This window comes from Sphingobacterium sp. UBA1498 (assembly GCF_002325125.1).
Taxonomy (GTDB): Bacteria; Bacteroidota; Bacteroidia; order Sphingobacteriales; family Sphingobacteriaceae; genus Sphingobacterium.
Genome location: NZ_DCRG01000016.1, coordinates 80,406 through 98,440 on the forward strand (window position 1 = coordinate 80,406; position 18,035 = coordinate 98,440).

The window sequence follows — 18,035 nt, forward strand, 5'->3', positions numbered from 1 at the left end:
ATTGAACACAACACCCTAAATAATCTCTGAGCACTGCTTTTACAGATGATTGTGCGTTAAATGAAGTCTATAAAAAATAATTGAGCACTAAATGAAAAGAAGAAATCTTATTGGAACATTGGTAGCTGGATGTATGATGTTGGCTATTACTCCAACATTTGCGCAACAAAAAGCTGCAAAAAAGGAAATCGGTCTACAGTTATACTCTGTACGTGAAGAAATTGGGAAGAACCCAAATTTCGACCAGATTCTGCAAAAAATCGCTGCATTAGGCTATACTGGAGTGGAAGCTGCGGGATATAAAGATGGCAAATTATATAATTTGAGTCCACAGGAGTTTAAAGCAAAAGTGGAAAAGGCGGGAATGAAGGTGATTTCATCACACGCTACGAAGACTTTGTCAGAAAAAGAGCTATCGTCTGGAGACTTTAGCGAATCTTTAAAATGGTGGGATGAGTGTATCGCTACGCACAAAGCTGCGGGGATGAAATACATTGTTACGCCTTGGATGGAGGTCCCTAAAACACTTAAAGATCTGGAAACACAATGTCGCTATCTGGATGCGGTGGGTGCTAAATGCCGCCAGCAGGGAATTGTATATGGATATCACAACCACTCACACGAATTTAAAAAAGTGGAAGATAAAGTGATGTACGATTATATGATAGAGCATACAAATCCCGAGCATGTATTTTTCGAAATGGACGTATATTGGGCAGTAATGGGGGAGGTTAGTCCTGTGGATTATTTCAATAAATATGCGGGTAGATTTAAAGCATTACATATTAAAGATCATCGTGAAATTGGTCAAAGCGGTATGGTGGGGTTTGATGCTATTTTTAACAATTCAAAAGCGGCAGGATTACAATATATCTTTGTTGAGTTAGAAGAAACTCGTAATGATATTTACACTGGTCTACAGCAAAGTATCGATTATTTGAAAAAAGCTCCTTTTGTTAAGGCAAGCTATTTAAAATAGGAAATGTCGGGAGAAAATTGACGCTGTTTCGACAATAATCCGTTTGATAGATTTATTATTTTTCGGTAACTTGAGAATAATAAAAAGGGATTTTTTATTCAATTAAATTGGATTATATGAAACGGATTATTGTTGCTACAGATTACGCTGAGGAGGCAGAGCATGCCTTAAAATTTATTATGGAAGTCTTTGCTGGAAAAGAGTATGAACTCATTTTATTTTCCCTTCAAAATCCTTCCATTCATGCGATGAACGCTCGGCTTTCTCCCGATTCTATGTTTAAAATATTTGAACATCAAAGTAAGATTCTACAACATAAGGCAGATGCTATTACCGCTGAGAGCGGTGTTTTGGCTATTCCATATCTTGCTGCAGGTCTATTTTACGATCAGATGACCAAATGTATCGAAGAGACGGGGGCCGATTTGTTAGTGATGGGTATGGCTAAACGTTCTTTTGATCAGGATATGCTTGGTAATACAACGACTGCAGCTATCAGCAAATTAAAAATACCGATCCTTTCTATTCCGCTCGGCGCAAAATTTACAGGGCTTCAGCATATTCTTTTTGCTTGTGATGTCGTTCGTGGTGTGCAAAAGGAAATTTTAGAAAAAGTGAAGGATTTTGCGAGTGATTTTGGGGCAGTACTGGAGGTACTCAATATTCGTAAGACCGTTGAGCAGCTGAATGAGGAAAAAGGAAAAGAGACACGGGAAACCATCAACGATGTGATGGGAATTGTAAGTTATTATTATAAAAATGTAACTTCCAATGAGGTGGTAAAAGCCATTCGTGACGAAGTTAAAGAAAGCAATACAGACCTGCTGGTTATGATTCCTTATAAGTATGGTTTTTGGAGTTCATTGACCCATCGAAGTAAGACTCGTATGATGGCGTCGGGGTTGGATATTCCATTACTGACGATTTCGATTTAATCTTTTTAACACCATTGTCCCTGCAGAACTAAGTTCAAAGGGCCTTATTTTAGTTTAGTATGTTATAGAATTGGCAATATTTTGTCCCAAATCTGCTGGTAAACTCTATTATCTCGAATAATTCCCTTATCCAGATCATAATAATTTGGTGATTCAAAACTACCTCCCCTACGACGTTCTATTAGAAATATATTGAGGACAATCTTTGAACCGCCCCCTTTCAACGGGGTTATCAAAAAATTTGTAATTATTTTTTCACCTTCTTTATTGCTAAGCAGCTTCTTGTTTTCAAAGTACGCACTGGTCTGAACGAATCCAGAGGATCGATCCAGTTGTGAAATAAAATGCCCGCCATCTTGAAACGCTTGTATGATTTTGGTATACGCCGAATCGCTTGCGATTGGGACAGTTTTTGTACGTTCAGGGTTTTGGGCCAACAGAGAGCTGGAAAGGAAGAATACTTGAGCGATCGCCAGCAGAGCGAATTGGATTAAGCGTTTCATATGAAATCTTTATTGTTTAAGCTATAATTTAGCCATTTATTTTAAATAATAGCTGTTAATAGTATAACCTTAGTTTATTTAATTCTTATTCCTAGTATCTTTAGGCTTCGCTCTTCCTGATCGAGCGTTGCAATATTGGGTAAATTAGCCCATTCCTCGAATCCCATTTTTTCAAACAACGCGATGCTGGCAAGATTGTGCGCGAAGATAAATCCCAACAGGGTATGTACGCCTAAACCTGGGGCTTTATCCATGCAGTGCTGGAGAATCTGTTTACCTAGACCCCGGCCTCTTTGCTGTTCGTCCAAATAGATGCTGATTTCTACTGTGGCATCATAAGCCGGACGACCATAGAACGATTGGAAACTGACCCATCCAAGGAGTTGATTATTTTGATCTTCCACCATCCATAATGGTCTTTTTGAAGCGTTGTGTTCGTCAAACCATTTTTGTCTACTCGCAACAGATACAGGTTCTGTATCTGCTGTGACCATACGAGAGGCAATTGTTGAATTGTATATTTCTACGATGTATGGTAAATCCTGTTGTTCGGCGTTGCGAAATTTTAATTGATGCATGGATTTTACTGTTTAATTGCTATTCACTGTTGTTTTTTGCTCTAATGTCCAAGTTAGAAAGTCAGTCATGATGTCGTCCCAATGCGGTTTTTTGTAATCGGGTCTACCATCATTCTGAACTTCAAAATAATTATGCTCCAGATTGTAATATCGTTTTATCGTCAGGTTGTTTTTGTGATTTCTTATAAAATATAGTGGTACTAGATCATTTAATTCAGCTACAATGTCTTCTGTGCCGAAGACCAGATAGATTGGGTATTCAAATCCCAATAGCTCATCAATAGCAGGTTGTGAAAATGACTTCCAGGAGCGCAAATTGGGATTGTTTTTTAATTTTTCAGGGGTGTTGGCATCTTTATAAAACGCATAGGTTTGTTCAATTTTTTGAGAGGCTTGTTGCCAGGTAATTTTTCCATTTTGGACATCGCGCTTTGCTTGCCGTATATCTTGGTCTATACGTCCAAACAAATTTGTGCCCGATAAACCCAGTTTGCTGACTTTTTTATATTTATTGGCTAGTTTGGCGGCTACATGTCCACCTTGGGAATGTCCAAATATTGTTAATTGCGAATTATCTACCCAAGGTTGTTTGCTCAGGTAATCTAATACGGAAACTGCTCGATTCACATAATTATATAGATAATCTGCTTCTTGATAAGCTCTACTAGGGATATTTTTATCTTTAGAGTCGCCATAATACCAATAGGAATCATTAAGCTGCGATTCGTCCACAATAACAGGGGTCTCTGGCATGGAAATAACGACGAGATGGTACGACTTAATTATATCCTGGTAGTTAAAGTTGGTTAGTCCACCCCCAAAAAGACTTAAACCTTCTTTTTTATAATTAAAGTATAGTGGTATGGGCAAGGAGCCCTGACAAAACAAAAATAGAGGCTTTTTGCTTTTTGGAGCTGGATCAATGACTAAAAAATCAATTTTACTGTTTGGAGTTTCAAGTGTAAAAACAGTTGACTCATTGTTGATAACGCTTGTTTTCTGTCCGAAGGCAGCCTGTGACATTAATAATGAACAGATAAAAAAAATGAATTTCATGAAGATCAGCTATCTAGTATACTTGTTATTGCCAAACTTATATAAATTGAATTTTATATCCAATAGCATAATATTCATTTAGGAGTGATTTGCATGTAAATAGAATCTCTCGGAAAGGGGCTGGAGAAGACGTCTTTGTTGTTATATGTGACCACTGGCTCTAATTTTATTTTTGCATGCGGTGATATTGTATCATCTCATTGAATTTTTGGTTTAGCTGTTATAATCTCTTTGATCTTATATCGGCCCTATATCACTTATCATCGGTGGTAAAATCGGATTTGAATTATCCAATAGTTAGGTTATCTTGCTTATAATGCATTTTATCTAGGTCAAAATACAGTTCGTCGAGATTTTTTCTAGATAATCTCTGATATAAATACTTTTGGCCAATATTAACTTTTATCATTCTAAATGAAGAAGCTATTTATTTTATTTTTGGGCGGTCTTTTCCTAGTCTCATGTAAGAATCAAGGAATCGAAGCTGATGCATTAAACAGGGACGAGTATTACATACCATTGGGTGAAAGTATTAAAGTCGCAGATTCTCTGCATTATTTTATTTTAGGAGATGCTAATAAAAAGGCGTCTACTAAATCCAAGATTGGAAATACCAATGCCACTTTAAAAAAGGAAATTCTATCGGAAAATGGGACGCCATTAATGCGTGTTTTTAATTACGGGAAGGGGGGATTTATCATTTTGGCTGCAGATCGTCGGGCTAATCCGGTATTAGCATATTCCGATGAGACAAACTTTCCCTCCGATACTATACCAGCCGCAACGGAAGCATGGTTATATGAAAATAAACTTCAGATAGAAGAGTTAAAATCATGCACAAGAGAAAATGTGAATGGAGAAAACCTTTTGAAAAAGGGGAATTATGTCAAGCTTTTAGGAGGGGAAGTTCCAACAGTTAATGTAAAAAGAGCATCTATTGAAAAAGTCGCTGGATTTTTCCCTCCGGCAGGAGGATGTGAACCAACGGGATTTGAAAAAGGTCCACTTTTGCAGACAACTTGGAATCAATCTGGCGGCTATAACAATTTAATGCCTGATATGTCTTGTACCCCTTACTCTTGTAATGGAAAAGCGTATACAGGCTGTGTAGCTACAGCAATGTCCCAGGTGATGAGATATCATCAATATCCTGCTTCATATAATTATAGTATTATGCCAAATGCAGTTTCAAGTTATTTAGATGTTTCATCAGGAGCTAATGAAATCTCTAAGTTAATGAGAGACGTAGCCAATTCTGTAGATTCACAACCGGATTGTGATGGCACAGGTGCTGCTTCTAATCTAAATGATATTCTATACGCCTTAGAAAATACTTTCGGCTATTCAGTCACAGCGACAGCAACTGACTTTAATTATAATACCGTAAAAAGTGAAATTCAAGCCAATCGTCCAGTAATCTTAAGTGGATATAAGGATAAAAGTGGATTTATTTTTCATACATTTAAAGGAGGCCATGTCTGGGTAGCAGATGGTGTTCGTGGTGGTACAAGCTGTGGTGAGCAAAATCCTGATGGTACATGGACAGGTGGTGCTTCCTTCCTTCCTGTACTTTCATATGAACTGGGGTTGGGGAGGTTCAAACAATGGATGGTTTGGGTTCGCTAGTGCTGATGCAGGCGGAGGTTATAATTTCCAATATAAAAGAGGTATGGTTTATTCAATTAAAAAATAACGACAATATGTACAAATTAGGATTACTATTGATACTATTTACTTTATTTTCTTGTGAAAAGAAGGAGGAAAAATGTTGTATGAATGTTGAGAGCCAAGTATTATTAAACTTGACTAACGAAGATAGTAACAATATTTTTGAGTTAAACGAAGGGGCAAAAGGGCTCAATGATCTGGATTTATATTATGTTGATAAATCAGGCAATCGGGAAATTCAAAACCATTCTAATCTTGATATCCCCAAAAATATGCAAATTATCGATTGGGAAGTGCTTAAACAGAAAATATTAAAAGTCTTTGGAAATCTTACACCTCAAAGTGATGGTTATGCTGAAAGTATATTAGTGGTAAAGGGATACTTGGAAGTTTCAATAAAATTAAAAATAGAAAGCACTGATTCCTATAAAGGTTATTCACAATTATTGGTGAATGGAAAGGAGATTTCAAAAGGTCAACTTGGACGTCCTATTTCTGTTAAATTAACTCCGTTGTCGGAATAGGACTTCCCAAAATTAAATTTCATAGTTAGGGTTTTAGGTAAACCACCATTAGTTTATTTAATGGTGGTTTTTTATTTTTTGTAGAATAATGCCATTTTATAACCTTAATTAGTTTACTGTCTTCTGTACCAAAGAGCAGAAAAATGAAACTATGGATTGTCATACGTGTTTTTACACCAAAACACAATAAAGTAATATACAAGCAATATCAAAAAGGTAAACAGAATTTATTTACAAATCCGCTATACGACATTAAAGCATAAACATACTCGTTTCCAATTTCTATCAAACTAGCTAAGTTGACTGAATACGGGAAACAATAAAATAAATCGTCTTTCATAGTTAGGTATTATAATGAGCCGCCATTAGTTTATTTAATGGTGGCTTTTTTTATTATATAATGTATAATTGAGTTTTTAACCTTTTTAATAATTTAATAAATATGTATGTGCTAAAAAATGATATCGTGTAGATCGAGTGTTTCGTATGGGTCAAAATTGAATTGGTCGAGATAATTTATTTTTTTGGAAAATATGATATAGCTTTTCAGAAGTTTAGCCAAATACAAAACTACATGAAAAGAAATTTGACCAAAATCCTAGCTTTTTTGCTTACGTTGATTTTCAACGTTTCTTCAATTTTTGCTCAAGGAGTTGAAGAAAATACCGATATGAGGAACTTCCTCAATAATATGTTTTCTACTCTAGATAAAACTAAAGTACCAGACGGACTATTAAGAGACTTTTCATTCGAACTTGTTGATTTGGATAAGTATTCAGGTACTCTTTTAAATAAGGATAATTTTATAGATAGGCCAACTTATGAAATGTTCCTTCGTACTATAAAATCAGCTTCAGTTTCTTCCGCTCCATTTGGAGATGTTGAAACTATCATGTTAAATCAAGGTAACGCTGGAACAAATACTACCGTTTCGTTAAGTGCCGCTGCATACCGCTATTCCTTTATAAAGGCAAATGCAAAAAATGATCAATTGATAAATTATGCAAATGGTAAGGTTTCCGATAATGTTAAAAATGGTGTTTGGCAAAATCCTTATTCCAGTGGATATGCTTTGGGTTTTGCTCCACATGATAGTATTTTTAATGCTGAATCTCTTACATATAAACTGAATTCAAATGTGTGGTTTTCAAATTTATCCTATTCAAAGATTGAGATTGATCCAGGTGATGGTGGAGGTTATAGGCAAATTACTTTAGGAGGAAGCCTAACTGCGAATTATCCATCATCGGGTAGAAAAGAGGTGAAAATGAGAGTTACACTCACAGGTGGAAATCAATTGCTATCACATTCTAATATCCAGGTACTTTTACCAACAGCTGCGGCTAGCGCATTTGGTATTGGTTCAACATATTCTTATGCCACTACAAAAGTTGGTGCCGCATATAATGGAGTAAGTACATCGGCGGAAGTGTACACAATTTGTCGAGTTAATAATATAATAAAGAAACCACTTATTGTCGTGGAAGGATTTGATCCCCGTGTTCTTAGTGTTTTAGTAGAAAAGGACCCAGATACCAAATTGAAGGGTAAAGGGGTCGTAAGCGTTGAAAGTTTTATGAAAGTACTTAAACGCACTTATGAAGGTGATCGTATTCTAGATGAATATGATATAGTTTATGTTGATTTTGTAAATAGTGATGAATACATTCAAGCCAATGCAAATACACTTAAGGAGGTAATACTTTGGGTTAATCAACAAAAACAACAGAATAATAGCTCCGAACCTAATATTGTTATGGGACAAAGTATGGGTGGGCTAATTGCACGGTACGCCCTGAAAAAAATGGAGCTAGCTAATATTGCTCATAAGACCTCTATATATGTTAGCCATGATGCACCACATCTTGGAGCAAATGTCCCTTTGGGAGTTCTTTATGGTGTATATGCCATCAATTCGTTCTTAGATAATAAATCAATCATAAATGCAATTACAAACCAACTTGACGCGAACGACTATATACAAATGGTGAAACGTGTTATGCATAGCAATGCTGCGCGACAAATGTTAGTAAACTATATTGACTTTGGAGGAAATTTAAATAATACTGACCATAATAATTGGCAACAAGAATTGGCGTCACTTGGTTTTCCAAATGGAGATGCTAATGGATCTTTTAGAATGCTTTCTATTGTTAATGGTAGTTATGTGAGTAATTCCATAAATCCATATTTTGTTGATGCGAATGTAAATGCTAATTCTCCCTTGCTAGACTTCACTCCTGGACTCAATGGGATTGTCCTTGGGGTTTTATTGCAAGATATATGGGCTGGTTTATTGACAATTCTTCCCGGTAAAACAACTTTACAAGTTAAAATGCAAATGCTTCCCGGTATATCTGTCGGTACTAAAATTTCTGATTTTCAGATTAAATACGTTAAAAAATTTCTTTGGACTGTACCAATTACCCGGACAATTTTCTCTTTTCAAAGAAATATGCCAAGCGGATTACTTTTTGATACCTATCCAAGTTCAGTATATTCAATTAACAACCAAGCAAATTTGGGACAAGGTTCCGGTTCTGCGATAACTCCGATTCTATTAAAGTATGGATATGATGTGAAAATTGCACCTAATATTCCCTTCCTTCCAGCTTCTAGTGCTCTCGCTGTGGGATTTGGCACTCAACCCCTAACTGCAGCAATGTTTACTACTAAACCAGTAAGTACAAATACCCCGTTTGGTGGGAATGTTTTTTATAATGATATGGTTTCCAATGGTCATATTGACTTTGGAATGGAAGAAGCAAGATGGTTATTAGCCCAGTTAAGATATTCAATTGCAGGACCGAGATTGGGAAAAACAGGATCTCAATATTCTGTAATTAATCCTGGGACTGCAAGCATTACATGGAGTACCTCAAATTCAAGTATTGCTACTATTAATTCGTCTGGTGTTCTTACGGTTACAGGCAAGGGAATAATTGATATTACCGCTAATGTGAATGGTACACAACTTACCACTCGAGTTGCTGTTGGAACCCCTCGCTTTGTGCTAGCGGATGTGGTTCGAAAACCTGGTTTTTATACAATAAAAGCAAACTGTATTGATACAGAGCCGGGGTATGCCGATTTTATCATGGAGAATAAAAATATTGTTGTTTATCAATGGGGTGTTAAGAATGAAGATGGCCCTATAGAATGGTTTGATTCGCAGTCTCCAGAAGTTAAACTTGGTACTACGGAAGATAATGATAATACCACCATCTATTTAAAAGTGAGGGATGCAAATGGAAATGAGAGCGCTCCTGTTTTTGTTCGAATTACCGGTTATGATGTGTGGAATCTTCTGTTTAACAGTTGGATAGTAAATAATAAAGGGGAAGTTTTTACTTCAACAGGAATCAAGGTGACGTATAATAATGCCACAATGGCAATTATTAGAAGGAATGCAACTGGAGAGTATGCTAATGCTAGGTGGAATCCATTAGCAGCCGTAATTGTCAACGATGAAGGAAGTCAAAGAGGTATCCTTTGGTCACCTAATGGATATATCAAAGATATTTTACCTCCCGAAGAACTCGAAAGGATAAAAGCATTTCCGAATAACCAAGTGCTGGTTTATAGGTTGATGTTGCTAAATTATCAGGAACAGATTATTCAAAAAACGCCATTTACGGTTGTTTATAAAGAGAATTACCCGAATTAACTTATTAAAAATGAGACTATACAATATGTTTTTTAAATCTATATTGGTGTTGATGAGTTTATTGACTATCGCATGTAAAAAAGAGAAACAACAAGAGGAATTGAGTTCTTCAACATTCAAATGTGAAGTTAACGGTGTTCGATATATGGATAAAACGCCAATCTTTTCGCCGCCAGGAGCTGCACGTTTTCCTTGGTTTGGTTACTATTACCTAAATGACCGTGAAAATTATAAATATTTAATCTTTCAAACTTTCCCTAAACTGGAGAATGCAAATTCGGATGTGGCGGCTAAGTATTACAATTTAGAGATCTATTGCCCTTTGGATACTGAGTTACAGGTAAACAAGGAATATCTATTTGAGGCTATTCCTGGTGAAGATTACCTTATGCCTGTCAATTATGAGATAAAGTATAGAGATAAACAAAAAGCATATTCTATTATTTCGGCAAATGGTGATTTAAATAATAATTGCTTTGGAACAGGGAAAATGGTCATTAAATCTATTGATATGGACAAAATGGAAGTTAGAGGCATACTGGAACTTATAATTCCTTCACCCATTGTATCGGAAAACAAAAAGTTGCTAACGATTAAAGGTGAATTCCTAACGACACTTAACAAAAATCATTGATATGAAAAGTTTACGAAAAATCAAAACGTATTTGTTTTTAGCATTCTTGTTGGGACTTGTTACCATCGGATGTAGGAAAGATATTAAATCTATCGAAATGGAGAAAACACAGTCACGTGCCGAAGTAAGGCAGGACAGTTTGGAAACTCTTTATAAAATGCAGTCTAATGCAGATCTGATGTTATCAGATCGAATTATCTTAAAGAATTCAGTATATGTTCTGGATATGTCTGAGAAGGAAGCAAGCGAACTTCACATTTCTCCAGAACTATATCATAAATATGTGGAAGCAGTGAAGGGTATGAACTATTTAAATGATAATAATTCAACTGACAAAGTCAAATAATTAATCAAATCAAATCAATGAAAACTACCAATTATTTAAAGTTAATGTCATTGGCGTTGCTGTTCGTCTCCTGCCAGAAAAATGACATCTCAGATTCACAAACTTCTGACCAAGAGAAAAAAGCGGCATCTTATTCTGTCCTCTATACAGATCAGCAGTTGATAAACTGGAAAGAGACAGGGAATCCATTTTTGGAGAGCGAACATAAAAATTCTAAAACTACACTCATTGATAAGAATATTCCATCTCAGGGCGGTGTGTTTGAACCAATTCCAATTGGGACTAAAGCTTTTGGGGTTCATCCTTATCAGAATCGTTTCTGGTCTATGATCAGGTTAAAGGTTGGACTTACACTAGTTACACAGGCTGATTATGAGTTAAAACAAAATCTCACTGATGCTATATCCCAAATTCAGGCAGAAACCAATATCAGGTTCTATAATTCCCTTTATGATTTAGACGAAGATCCAGTTTATCATTTCAAATATCCTAATGTGCATATAAGCAAAGCCACCGGGAATAAAAAAGGATCTTCTTATATTGGTCTTCAGGGAGGAGAACAAAATATTTATTTACCTGAGGGTTCTACTGTTGCGTTTATTAAAAGAGCTTTAGTTAATGTTGCTGGTATGTATAATGAACAACAGAGAAATGATCGTGATACTTACGTAAACATTAATACGAATAACGTTCACCCGGATAACAGATATCATTTTGATAAAATTACTACCAATTACTATTCAATTGGATCGTTTGATTTTAATTCTATTACTTTAGCAGGATCAACAGAGTTCTCTAATAATGGCAGTAATAGTATCTGGAAAAAAGATGGCTCTACTATAAATATTAATCAAACTCTATCAAATACGGATAGAGCTTTTATAAACTATTTCTATCTTCCTTACATTGCTAGAACAGACAATTATAGACAGTTAGACGACGTGGTGTATGATGGAAATAATGTCCAGCTTACTCCGACCCAAAGACAGCAATTACAAGATTATCTCAATAATTATGCACCTTATCCAGGTGATGCTTATATTATTACTCAGCAACCTTTTTAATAAAATTGAACAAAGTTCCTCTCTGTCAATGGGAGGAACTTTGTATTTCAAGGTATACCTCAAATAGTAATTATATCACTTTTTATTCTTAATGAATTTTAAGCCAAAATTTTTAAACGTATTCGGCATAGCTGGAATATTGTTTTTTATTTCTTGTCAAAAAGAAAACGTTTCTCCTAATTTAGAAAAAGTTTGGAAACAAAATATTAGAACAATCGCTGATGCAAAGAGCATTGCACTTCAATATTATACTGGAGGTGCAAAGTCTAAGGCAAGTACAAAATCCAATACGGAAGGTAAACCGACGATTAATGAGGTACAGGTTCTGACATCAGATATGCTGAATTCTTCTGGTCTATCTTATGCTAAAACCAAGAGTAGTTCCAGTGGAGATACATTATTATATTATGTTGATTTTTCCGATGAAAAGGGAGGTATGATTGTATCGAGAAATACAAAGTGTGAACCGGTACTTACTATTTTTGATGAAGGGGACTTTTCATTCCAAAATGTTCTGCAAAATACGGATACAAACTTGGGAGCACTTTCATTTATATTGTCAGCAGTAGACTATAATAATTCTCCGCAATCTTTTAGTATTGATCAACCGGAAATGCCAGATGACGGTAGTGGAGGTGGGGGTGGCGGTGGATATGTCCCTGTTACGTTAGTTGATGAAGTTCTTCCTAAGGTACGGGTAGAATGGAGCCAATCTCAAGATCCGTTCAATAGATATACACCAAGTAATTATCCTGCCGGATGTGTAGCTATAGCTGTAGCACAAGCTTTCACTGTAACTAGGCATGTTGGTTCCTTTAATGGTGTAGTTCTGAATTATAATGATCTGATTCAATTTCGGGATTTTACATTCAGAAATTTATTTCCAAGTCAAGCAGATATTGCTGGCCAGTTTGTGAGGCAAATCGGGGCTGCTGTCGGTATGGATTATGATGCTTCCGGTAGTGGGGCTAAAACATCTGATGGAGTAAAATTATTCAGTAACTTTGGTTTGATGAACGTCAATACTAACAAAGCCAATATCAGAAGCACGCTAAAAAATTATTCAAATGGGATTATCATTATTAGCTCAAGGACTAAAAAGCCGTTTCTAGGAATTCCAAGAGGTGACGGACATGCATATATCGCTGATGGGTACCGATTATATTCGAATGGATCTGATCTTATTCACGTCAATTATGGCTGGGGCCCCGGTAACGGTAATCTAAATGGTTATTATCTTACTGTTCTTTCATCACCGCATTTTACAGCTGATGCGCCAAGTAGCTTTCCCCATGATTGGGAATTCTATTGCATTTATAAATAAATATTAAAAAATGAAAAACATTTCGATTCTATCCTGTTTATTTATCATGGTCACTTTTGTTCTAGCAATAATTTCTTGTGACGATAAAGTAGGATATGCCGATGCCCCTAATTTTAGTTCTGGACCTTTCATTGTAAAGAAGGAAGGACTTGATTCAACATTTGTATCAAAAAATAATGTTGAATGGCAATTCTTGGATCTAACAATTGATGGGAAACAATTATTATTAAATGACAAGTCCATAGAAACGGATACTAAAAAGTCTCCGGCCGGTGTCGATAATATTTACCTTATTAAGGGCGAGTGGTTTTCGATGGAAAAATTAGATAATAAAAGAATTCAGATTTCTATTGGGAGCAATGAAAAGAATGAATTAAGAACTTTGGATTTTACAATCCATAATGGCAATGGTTTTCGTAAAATTTCCATTAAACAAGAGGCTAAATAATTTAAATTAAGGAGTCGAACTAGATCGGCTCCTTTTTAATGCGATTAAACATGAGATTTATACTAAGTTCTATAATATTAGTGTTTCTTTTCTTTTCGTGTAAAAAAGATGATCCTGTTGAACCTCCAAAAATTAAATACGATCATACGATTATTGTCGTCATGGAAGCTAACAATAATTTAAGACAATACGCGCTTGATAATATTAATGATATGGAAATAGCAGCTAATTCGTTTAAAAACGCTGCCGTTTTAGTTTATCTCCGTTCAAATAATGATGAAGCGATTCTTCTTCGAGTGAAATTTGATGAGGACTTAAAAGTAATAGCTAGTGATACGATAAAGAAGTATACCATTTCAAGTAGTAGTCCACAACAATTGAATATGGCAATCAATGATAGCAAGGAATTTTTCCCTGCAGAAAGCTATGGTTTAATTTTGTGGTCTCATGCGACCTCATGGGCACCACCTATTTCAAAACGGATAGAAACACGTTCCTTTGGAGAAGATCAAGGAAAACAGATGGATATTATTGATTTGAAAAATTCAATTCCATCAGGATTCGAATACATTATATTTGACGCGTGCAACATGGCAAGTATAGAAGTTCTTTGGGAATTTAAGGAAAAGACGAAATATATTATTGCATCTCCAACAGAAGTATTAGCAAGTGGCTTTCCTTATAGAAAAGTATTACCTTATCTTGCCTCTAAGGAGCCTGATTTAATAAATGTTGCAAATCAGTATTTTGAACATTATAGTTCTTATACAGGTCAAATGCAATCTGCATCTGTTACATTGCTTAACACAGCAGAACTTTCTAAACTTTCAAGTTTATGTGCTGATCTATATTTAAAAAATAAGTCGGTTGGTATACCAATTAGGGTTAATGTCCAAAGATTAGATTACACAGCGGATTTTCCAGTGCCTGCATTTGATTTTGTAAATTATCTGGAGGTAAATTTTCCTCTTTCGGAGCTTGATCCTATTAAAAAGCAGATGGAGAAAACGATTATTTATAAGAACGCTACAGATCAATTTTTAGGAAAGCCAATTAAGGCTTTTTCTGGGTTCACCTGTTTTATTCCAGAATCTGAGGATTTTTATTTAAACTATTATCGTACCCTTAATTGGTATAAAGATAGTGGTACTAATGTGTTATTTTAGCTCTTTAGATCTTCTCTTTGGTGGATGACCTTTTAAGAGAAGATCTAAATACAATTTATAACGTAAAAGTTCCTTTCAAAGATGTTCTACCTCCATTTTCATTTGGGATGGTGAATTCTATTATTCCAGAACCTTTAGCATTGCTTGGGTTGCCTCCATCATCAAAATGTGTGAACATGATGTAACCTGTCCCATAATAATAGATTTTATCATTATCAGAGTATCGAATAAATGCATTGTCCCAATCTTCAAAATATCTGTTTCCCTTTTCAATTTGGATTCTTTCTTTTCCAGGATTTGGCTTTATCTCATATTTCTTGTTTAAAACAACTCCTCCGTTTACGGGACAATAGATGGTAATATCAAATCCTTTGGGATTTTCACCTTTTGTATATGGAGAGGCAGATAATGTGAAGTTTTCCTTATACTGCTGATACGAATCAGTTGGTGGGGGATTGTAAGTTAGAAATGGGCTATTAGGTGCTCCAGGTGTTAGAATTATATGTCTTGCATCTCCATAAGTAATCCCATCTTTCTGTATTTCCAGTTTATTTGAACTAGGTAAGAGATTACCGTTTTTGTCGCAAGAATATAGTCCAATGGAAATGATTGTTAAAAATAATATTATCGTCCTCATAATTATAATGTTTTGATTGTCAGTTATACGGTTTGAACCTACATAATGCTACAGTTATTAATTATTTGATTATTTATTAGTTTTTATGAATGACTTTGTATGGCAAAAAGTATTTATTGTGGATTATTTTGTCGAGGATTTTCCTAAGGTTATATGGGTCAAAATCAAGTTGGTCGAGAAAATTTTGTGGATCGTAAATGTTTCAATATTATTATTCTGTAAAAGTATTTTGATAATCGCTTATCAATTTGGAACTTCTAAGAAGTTTTCGATGAAATTCTGGGTGAAATATCTAGGTATTAAATGTCTGATTATTTTTTAACCTTAATAAACACTATTATGATTAGGAAAACACTTAATTTGAAAACTCTATCATTATTGATGATAGCTTTACTTTTGTCTTGCAGTAAGGACAAGATAGCTGACCAACCGAAACATATTCAAGAAATAGCGAAAAAGGCTAAAGGTGAATTTATTACCCTAGAGTCTGGGGCAACGGTTGAAAAACGTGGTGAGAATTATTTTATAGAAGGTGACATCTTACTGACACCTAGTCAATTTGAATTGATAAAAACGAATAATTCTTTTGAAGCGGTTGCCAAAGAAGATTTGGATCAACCTTATCAAAACGCGTCACCGGCATCTTCGGGTAGATTATTTAAAACTAATCCCAATACCAAAAGTGTTGGTGTTCACCCAAATGAAAATAGAATGTGGGCTATGGTAAGATATACTGTAAATTCCAATGTCAGCGCTGGAGCAAGGTTAGCCATTAGTGCCGCCATTCAACACATTGAATCAACAACAAATATAAGGTTTTACAATGCAACAGGCCAGCCGACTTATGATTCTCAATGGGGATTTTATTATCCCTACATCGAATTCTTTCATGGTACTTCCACTAATCCTAGTGCTTGGAATGCAGAAGGAAATTGGTCGACTGTTGGGAGATGGGATGCCGTTAAGAATCCAGCGACACAGGGTCGGGGAGATGCTGGTCAATGGTTAAGCCTGCAGCAGGATGAATCAATGGGACCTTTTTTGCCTCCTTTTTCAGTTCCGATGGGTGTTGTGGCACACGAAATTATGCATGCTATTGGTTTATACCACGAGCATACTAGACCTAATCGCGACAATACCATTACTGTTCATCCTGATAGATGTAGGTTAACGGGTAATGATTATAAAACGAATTTTGATAAGCGAACAGGGAATTATTTTATGTTTGGAAGTAGTGTTGATCTAAATTCAATTATGATGTATGGTATGACCGATTTCGCTAAAGATGCTAATTTTCCTGTGATTACATTAAATGCAGGGGGGACTTATCCTGTTAATAGAACTGCGCTATCAGATTTGGATAGGTCGTATGCTAACTATTTCTATTTACCATATATAGCTAGATCAGATGTTTATAGAGAATTGGCTCCAACTGTTTATAAATCTGATAATACTGTAATGACTGCTCAAGAAAGATCGAGTTTGCAAGCATATTTGAACAATGGCAATCCTAATCCACCAAATTGTTGTAGGTTAACAAATAATCATACAAATTTATAATAAAAGAAACCCGTATTTTCCATACGGGTTTCTTTTTATCTTTTGTATTTGATACTTACCACAGGATCACTTTTTCCATTCCGAATAATCATTTCGGAGTTATTCAGAATTTCACAATTCAAGGAAACATAAGAGTTTTCCTGTCCTTTATCGTTTGGTATTTTTAAAAATAGTGAATCCTTCTTTTTAATAAATCCTTTGTATATTGAAGATGGAGTATTTATCTCAATATTTGCATTTATGCCATTATATTCATAAGCTCCAAACATAGTATCTGCATCTACTTTATAATCAGTATAAAGACGAAGAATATTGCCATTTGGAAGTTCTTTCCAATCTTCATTTCCCTTTTTTATTGCAGTTTCTTTCCATGTATATTGGTTACTATACATTGGAGGGTCTATAATAGGAGGCTCAATTTCATTTTCTTTACAAGATTCGTTAAAAATAAAAAATACTGATAAAAGAAGTAATTTAAATGAATTTCTCATATTTTTATTCGTTTGATTAGTAATTATTTAAACGATTATTGTCTAAATAATGCTACACCTAGAGGCATTCTCTGTGTTTGGTAAATCTTTGATCGAGTAAAAAACTACTTTGATATAGTTCAACTCTGAGTTCGTCGAGAATATTTTCGATTGTTTTTAATAAAATATATACTTACTGCGATAACTGAACCTTTAAAAATCAAAATGAAACCAAATAGAATTGACCTCTTCCCAAAAAACTGGAGTATTTAAAAGTAGGGAATTCGGACTTGAATTACTAATTTTAAAAGGGAGGAAAAACGATGAAAAAATCAAAGTTTAAAGAAGCACAGATCGCCTTTGCGATCAAACAGTCCGAGACAGGTGTCTATTTCGGTGATACTGGTCCAGTGATTTCGGTGATATTGGGCCAATTATTTCGCTAGTCATTGGGTCACTTTCCGATTACAATAATA

At 35.1% G+C, this 18,035-nt stretch carries 18 protein-coding genes; 13 read left to right on the top strand and 5 right to left on the bottom strand.

The genetic code is table 11. The annotated features are described in order from the left end of the window. Window positions 1-91: 91 nt before the first annotated feature. Window positions 92-979, top strand: coding sequence for a sugar phosphate isomerase/epimerase family protein (locus B3139_RS09560; RefSeq protein WP_293882315.1), 888 nt, complete (start codon window positions 92-94; stop codon window positions 977-979). A 116-nt stretch (window positions 980-1,095) separates the two neighbouring features. Next, complete coding sequence (locus tag B3139_RS09565; protein WP_293882317.1) at window positions 1,096-1,914, top strand: universal stress protein; 819 nt, start codon at window positions 1,096-1,098, stop codon at window positions 1,912-1,914. A gap of 62 nt (window positions 1,915-1,976) precedes the next feature. Here the strand turns inward: B3139_RS09565 and B3139_RS09570 are convergent, their stop codons facing one another. From B3139_RS09570 to B3139_RS09580, 3 genes are all read right to left on the bottom strand, one after another. Continuing rightward, on the bottom strand, window positions 1,977-2,417 hold the full coding sequence (locus B3139_RS09570) for a hypothetical protein (RefSeq protein WP_293882319.1): 441 nt from the start codon (window positions 2,415-2,417) through the stop codon (window positions 1,977-1,979). Window positions 2,418-2,491: 74 nt separating this feature from the next. Beyond that, complete coding sequence (locus B3139_RS09575) at window positions 2,492-2,995, bottom strand: GNAT family N-acetyltransferase (RefSeq protein WP_293882321.1); 504 nt, start codon at window positions 2,993-2,995, stop codon at window positions 2,492-2,494. Between the two features lie 12 nt (window positions 2,996-3,007). Next, a complete protein-coding gene (locus tag B3139_RS09580) occupies window positions 3,008-4,051 on the bottom strand; it encodes an alpha/beta hydrolase (RefSeq protein ID WP_293882323.1) in 1,044 nt (347 codons plus the stop codon). Between the two features lie 414 nt (window positions 4,052-4,465). On the opposite strand from B3139_RS09580, the gene B3139_RS09585 reads away from it, so the two are divergent. The 9 genes from B3139_RS09585 to B3139_RS09625 all read left to right on the top strand — a co-directional run bounded on the left by B3139_RS09585 (window position 4,466) and on the right by B3139_RS09625 (window position 14,892). Beyond that, on the top strand, window positions 4,466-5,677 hold the full coding sequence (locus B3139_RS09585) for a C10 family peptidase (RefSeq protein WP_293882325.1): 1,212 nt from the start codon (window positions 4,466-4,468) through the stop codon (window positions 5,675-5,677). Beyond that, window positions 5,656-6,243, top strand: a complete 588-nt coding sequence (locus tag B3139_RS09590) for a hypothetical protein (RefSeq protein WP_293882326.1) — start codon at window positions 5,656-5,658, stop codon at window positions 6,241-6,243. Before B3139_RS09585 ends, B3139_RS09590 begins: the two co-directional genes overlap by 22 nt. 574 nt (window positions 6,244-6,817) lie before the next feature. After that, window positions 6,818-9,910, top strand: coding sequence for a hypothetical protein (locus B3139_RS09595; protein ID WP_293882328.1), 3,093 nt, complete (start codon window positions 6,818-6,820; stop codon window positions 9,908-9,910). 10 nt (window positions 9,911-9,920) lie between these two features. After that, complete coding sequence (locus B3139_RS09600) at window positions 9,921-10,544, top strand: hypothetical protein (protein WP_293882330.1); 624 nt, start codon at window positions 9,921-9,923, stop codon at window positions 10,542-10,544. A 1-nt stretch (window position 10,545) separates the two neighbouring features. Beyond that, entirely contained in the window at window positions 10,546-10,890 is a 345-nt protein-coding gene (locus B3139_RS09605) for a hypothetical protein (RefSeq protein WP_293882332.1), read from the top strand. Between the two features lie 17 nt (window positions 10,891-10,907). Further along, window positions 10,908-11,954, top strand: a complete 1,047-nt coding sequence (locus tag B3139_RS09610; protein ID WP_293882334.1) for a M12 family metallopeptidase — start codon at window positions 10,908-10,910, stop codon at window positions 11,952-11,954. Between the two features lie 91 nt (window positions 11,955-12,045). Next, window positions 12,046-13,278 (top strand): C10 family peptidase, encoded by a 1,233-nt coding sequence (locus tag B3139_RS09615; protein WP_293882336.1) that lies wholly within the window; start codon window positions 12,046-12,048, stop codon window positions 13,276-13,278. Window positions 13,279-13,288: 10 nt separating this feature from the next. After that, window positions 13,289-13,726: a hypothetical protein gene (locus B3139_RS09620; protein ID WP_293882338.1), complete on the top strand. Its 438-nt coding sequence runs from the start codon at window positions 13,289-13,291 to the stop codon at window positions 13,724-13,726. A gap of 50 nt (window positions 13,727-13,776) precedes the next feature. Further along, entirely contained in the window at window positions 13,777-14,892 is a 1,116-nt protein-coding gene (locus tag B3139_RS09625) for a clostripain-related cysteine peptidase (RefSeq protein WP_293882340.1), read from the top strand. A gap of 55 nt (window positions 14,893-14,947) precedes the next feature. Here B3139_RS09625 and B3139_RS09630 read toward each other — a convergent pair whose 3' ends face one another. Further along, window positions 14,948-15,529 (bottom strand): hypothetical protein, encoded by a 582-nt coding sequence (locus B3139_RS09630; RefSeq protein WP_293882342.1) that lies wholly within the window; start codon window positions 15,527-15,529, stop codon window positions 14,948-14,950. A 339-nt stretch (window positions 15,530-15,868) separates the two neighbouring features. Between B3139_RS09630 and B3139_RS09635 the strand changes: the two genes are divergently transcribed. Beyond that, window positions 15,869-17,089: a M12 family metallopeptidase gene (locus tag B3139_RS09635; RefSeq protein WP_293882344.1), complete on the top strand. Its 1,221-nt coding sequence runs from the start codon at window positions 15,869-15,871 to the stop codon at window positions 17,087-17,089. A gap of 35 nt (window positions 17,090-17,124) precedes the next feature. Here B3139_RS09635 and B3139_RS09640 read toward each other — a convergent pair whose 3' ends face one another. After that, window positions 17,125-17,580, bottom strand: coding sequence for a hypothetical protein (locus tag B3139_RS09640; protein ID WP_293882346.1), 456 nt, complete (start codon window positions 17,578-17,580; stop codon window positions 17,125-17,127). 302 nt (window positions 17,581-17,882) lie between these two features. On the opposite strand from B3139_RS09640, the gene B3139_RS09645 reads away from it, so the two are divergent. After that, window positions 17,883-18,005 (top strand): hypothetical protein, encoded by a 123-nt coding sequence (locus B3139_RS09645; protein ID WP_293882348.1) that lies wholly within the window; start codon window positions 17,883-17,885, stop codon window positions 18,003-18,005. Window positions 18,006-18,035: the final 30 nt, after the last annotated feature.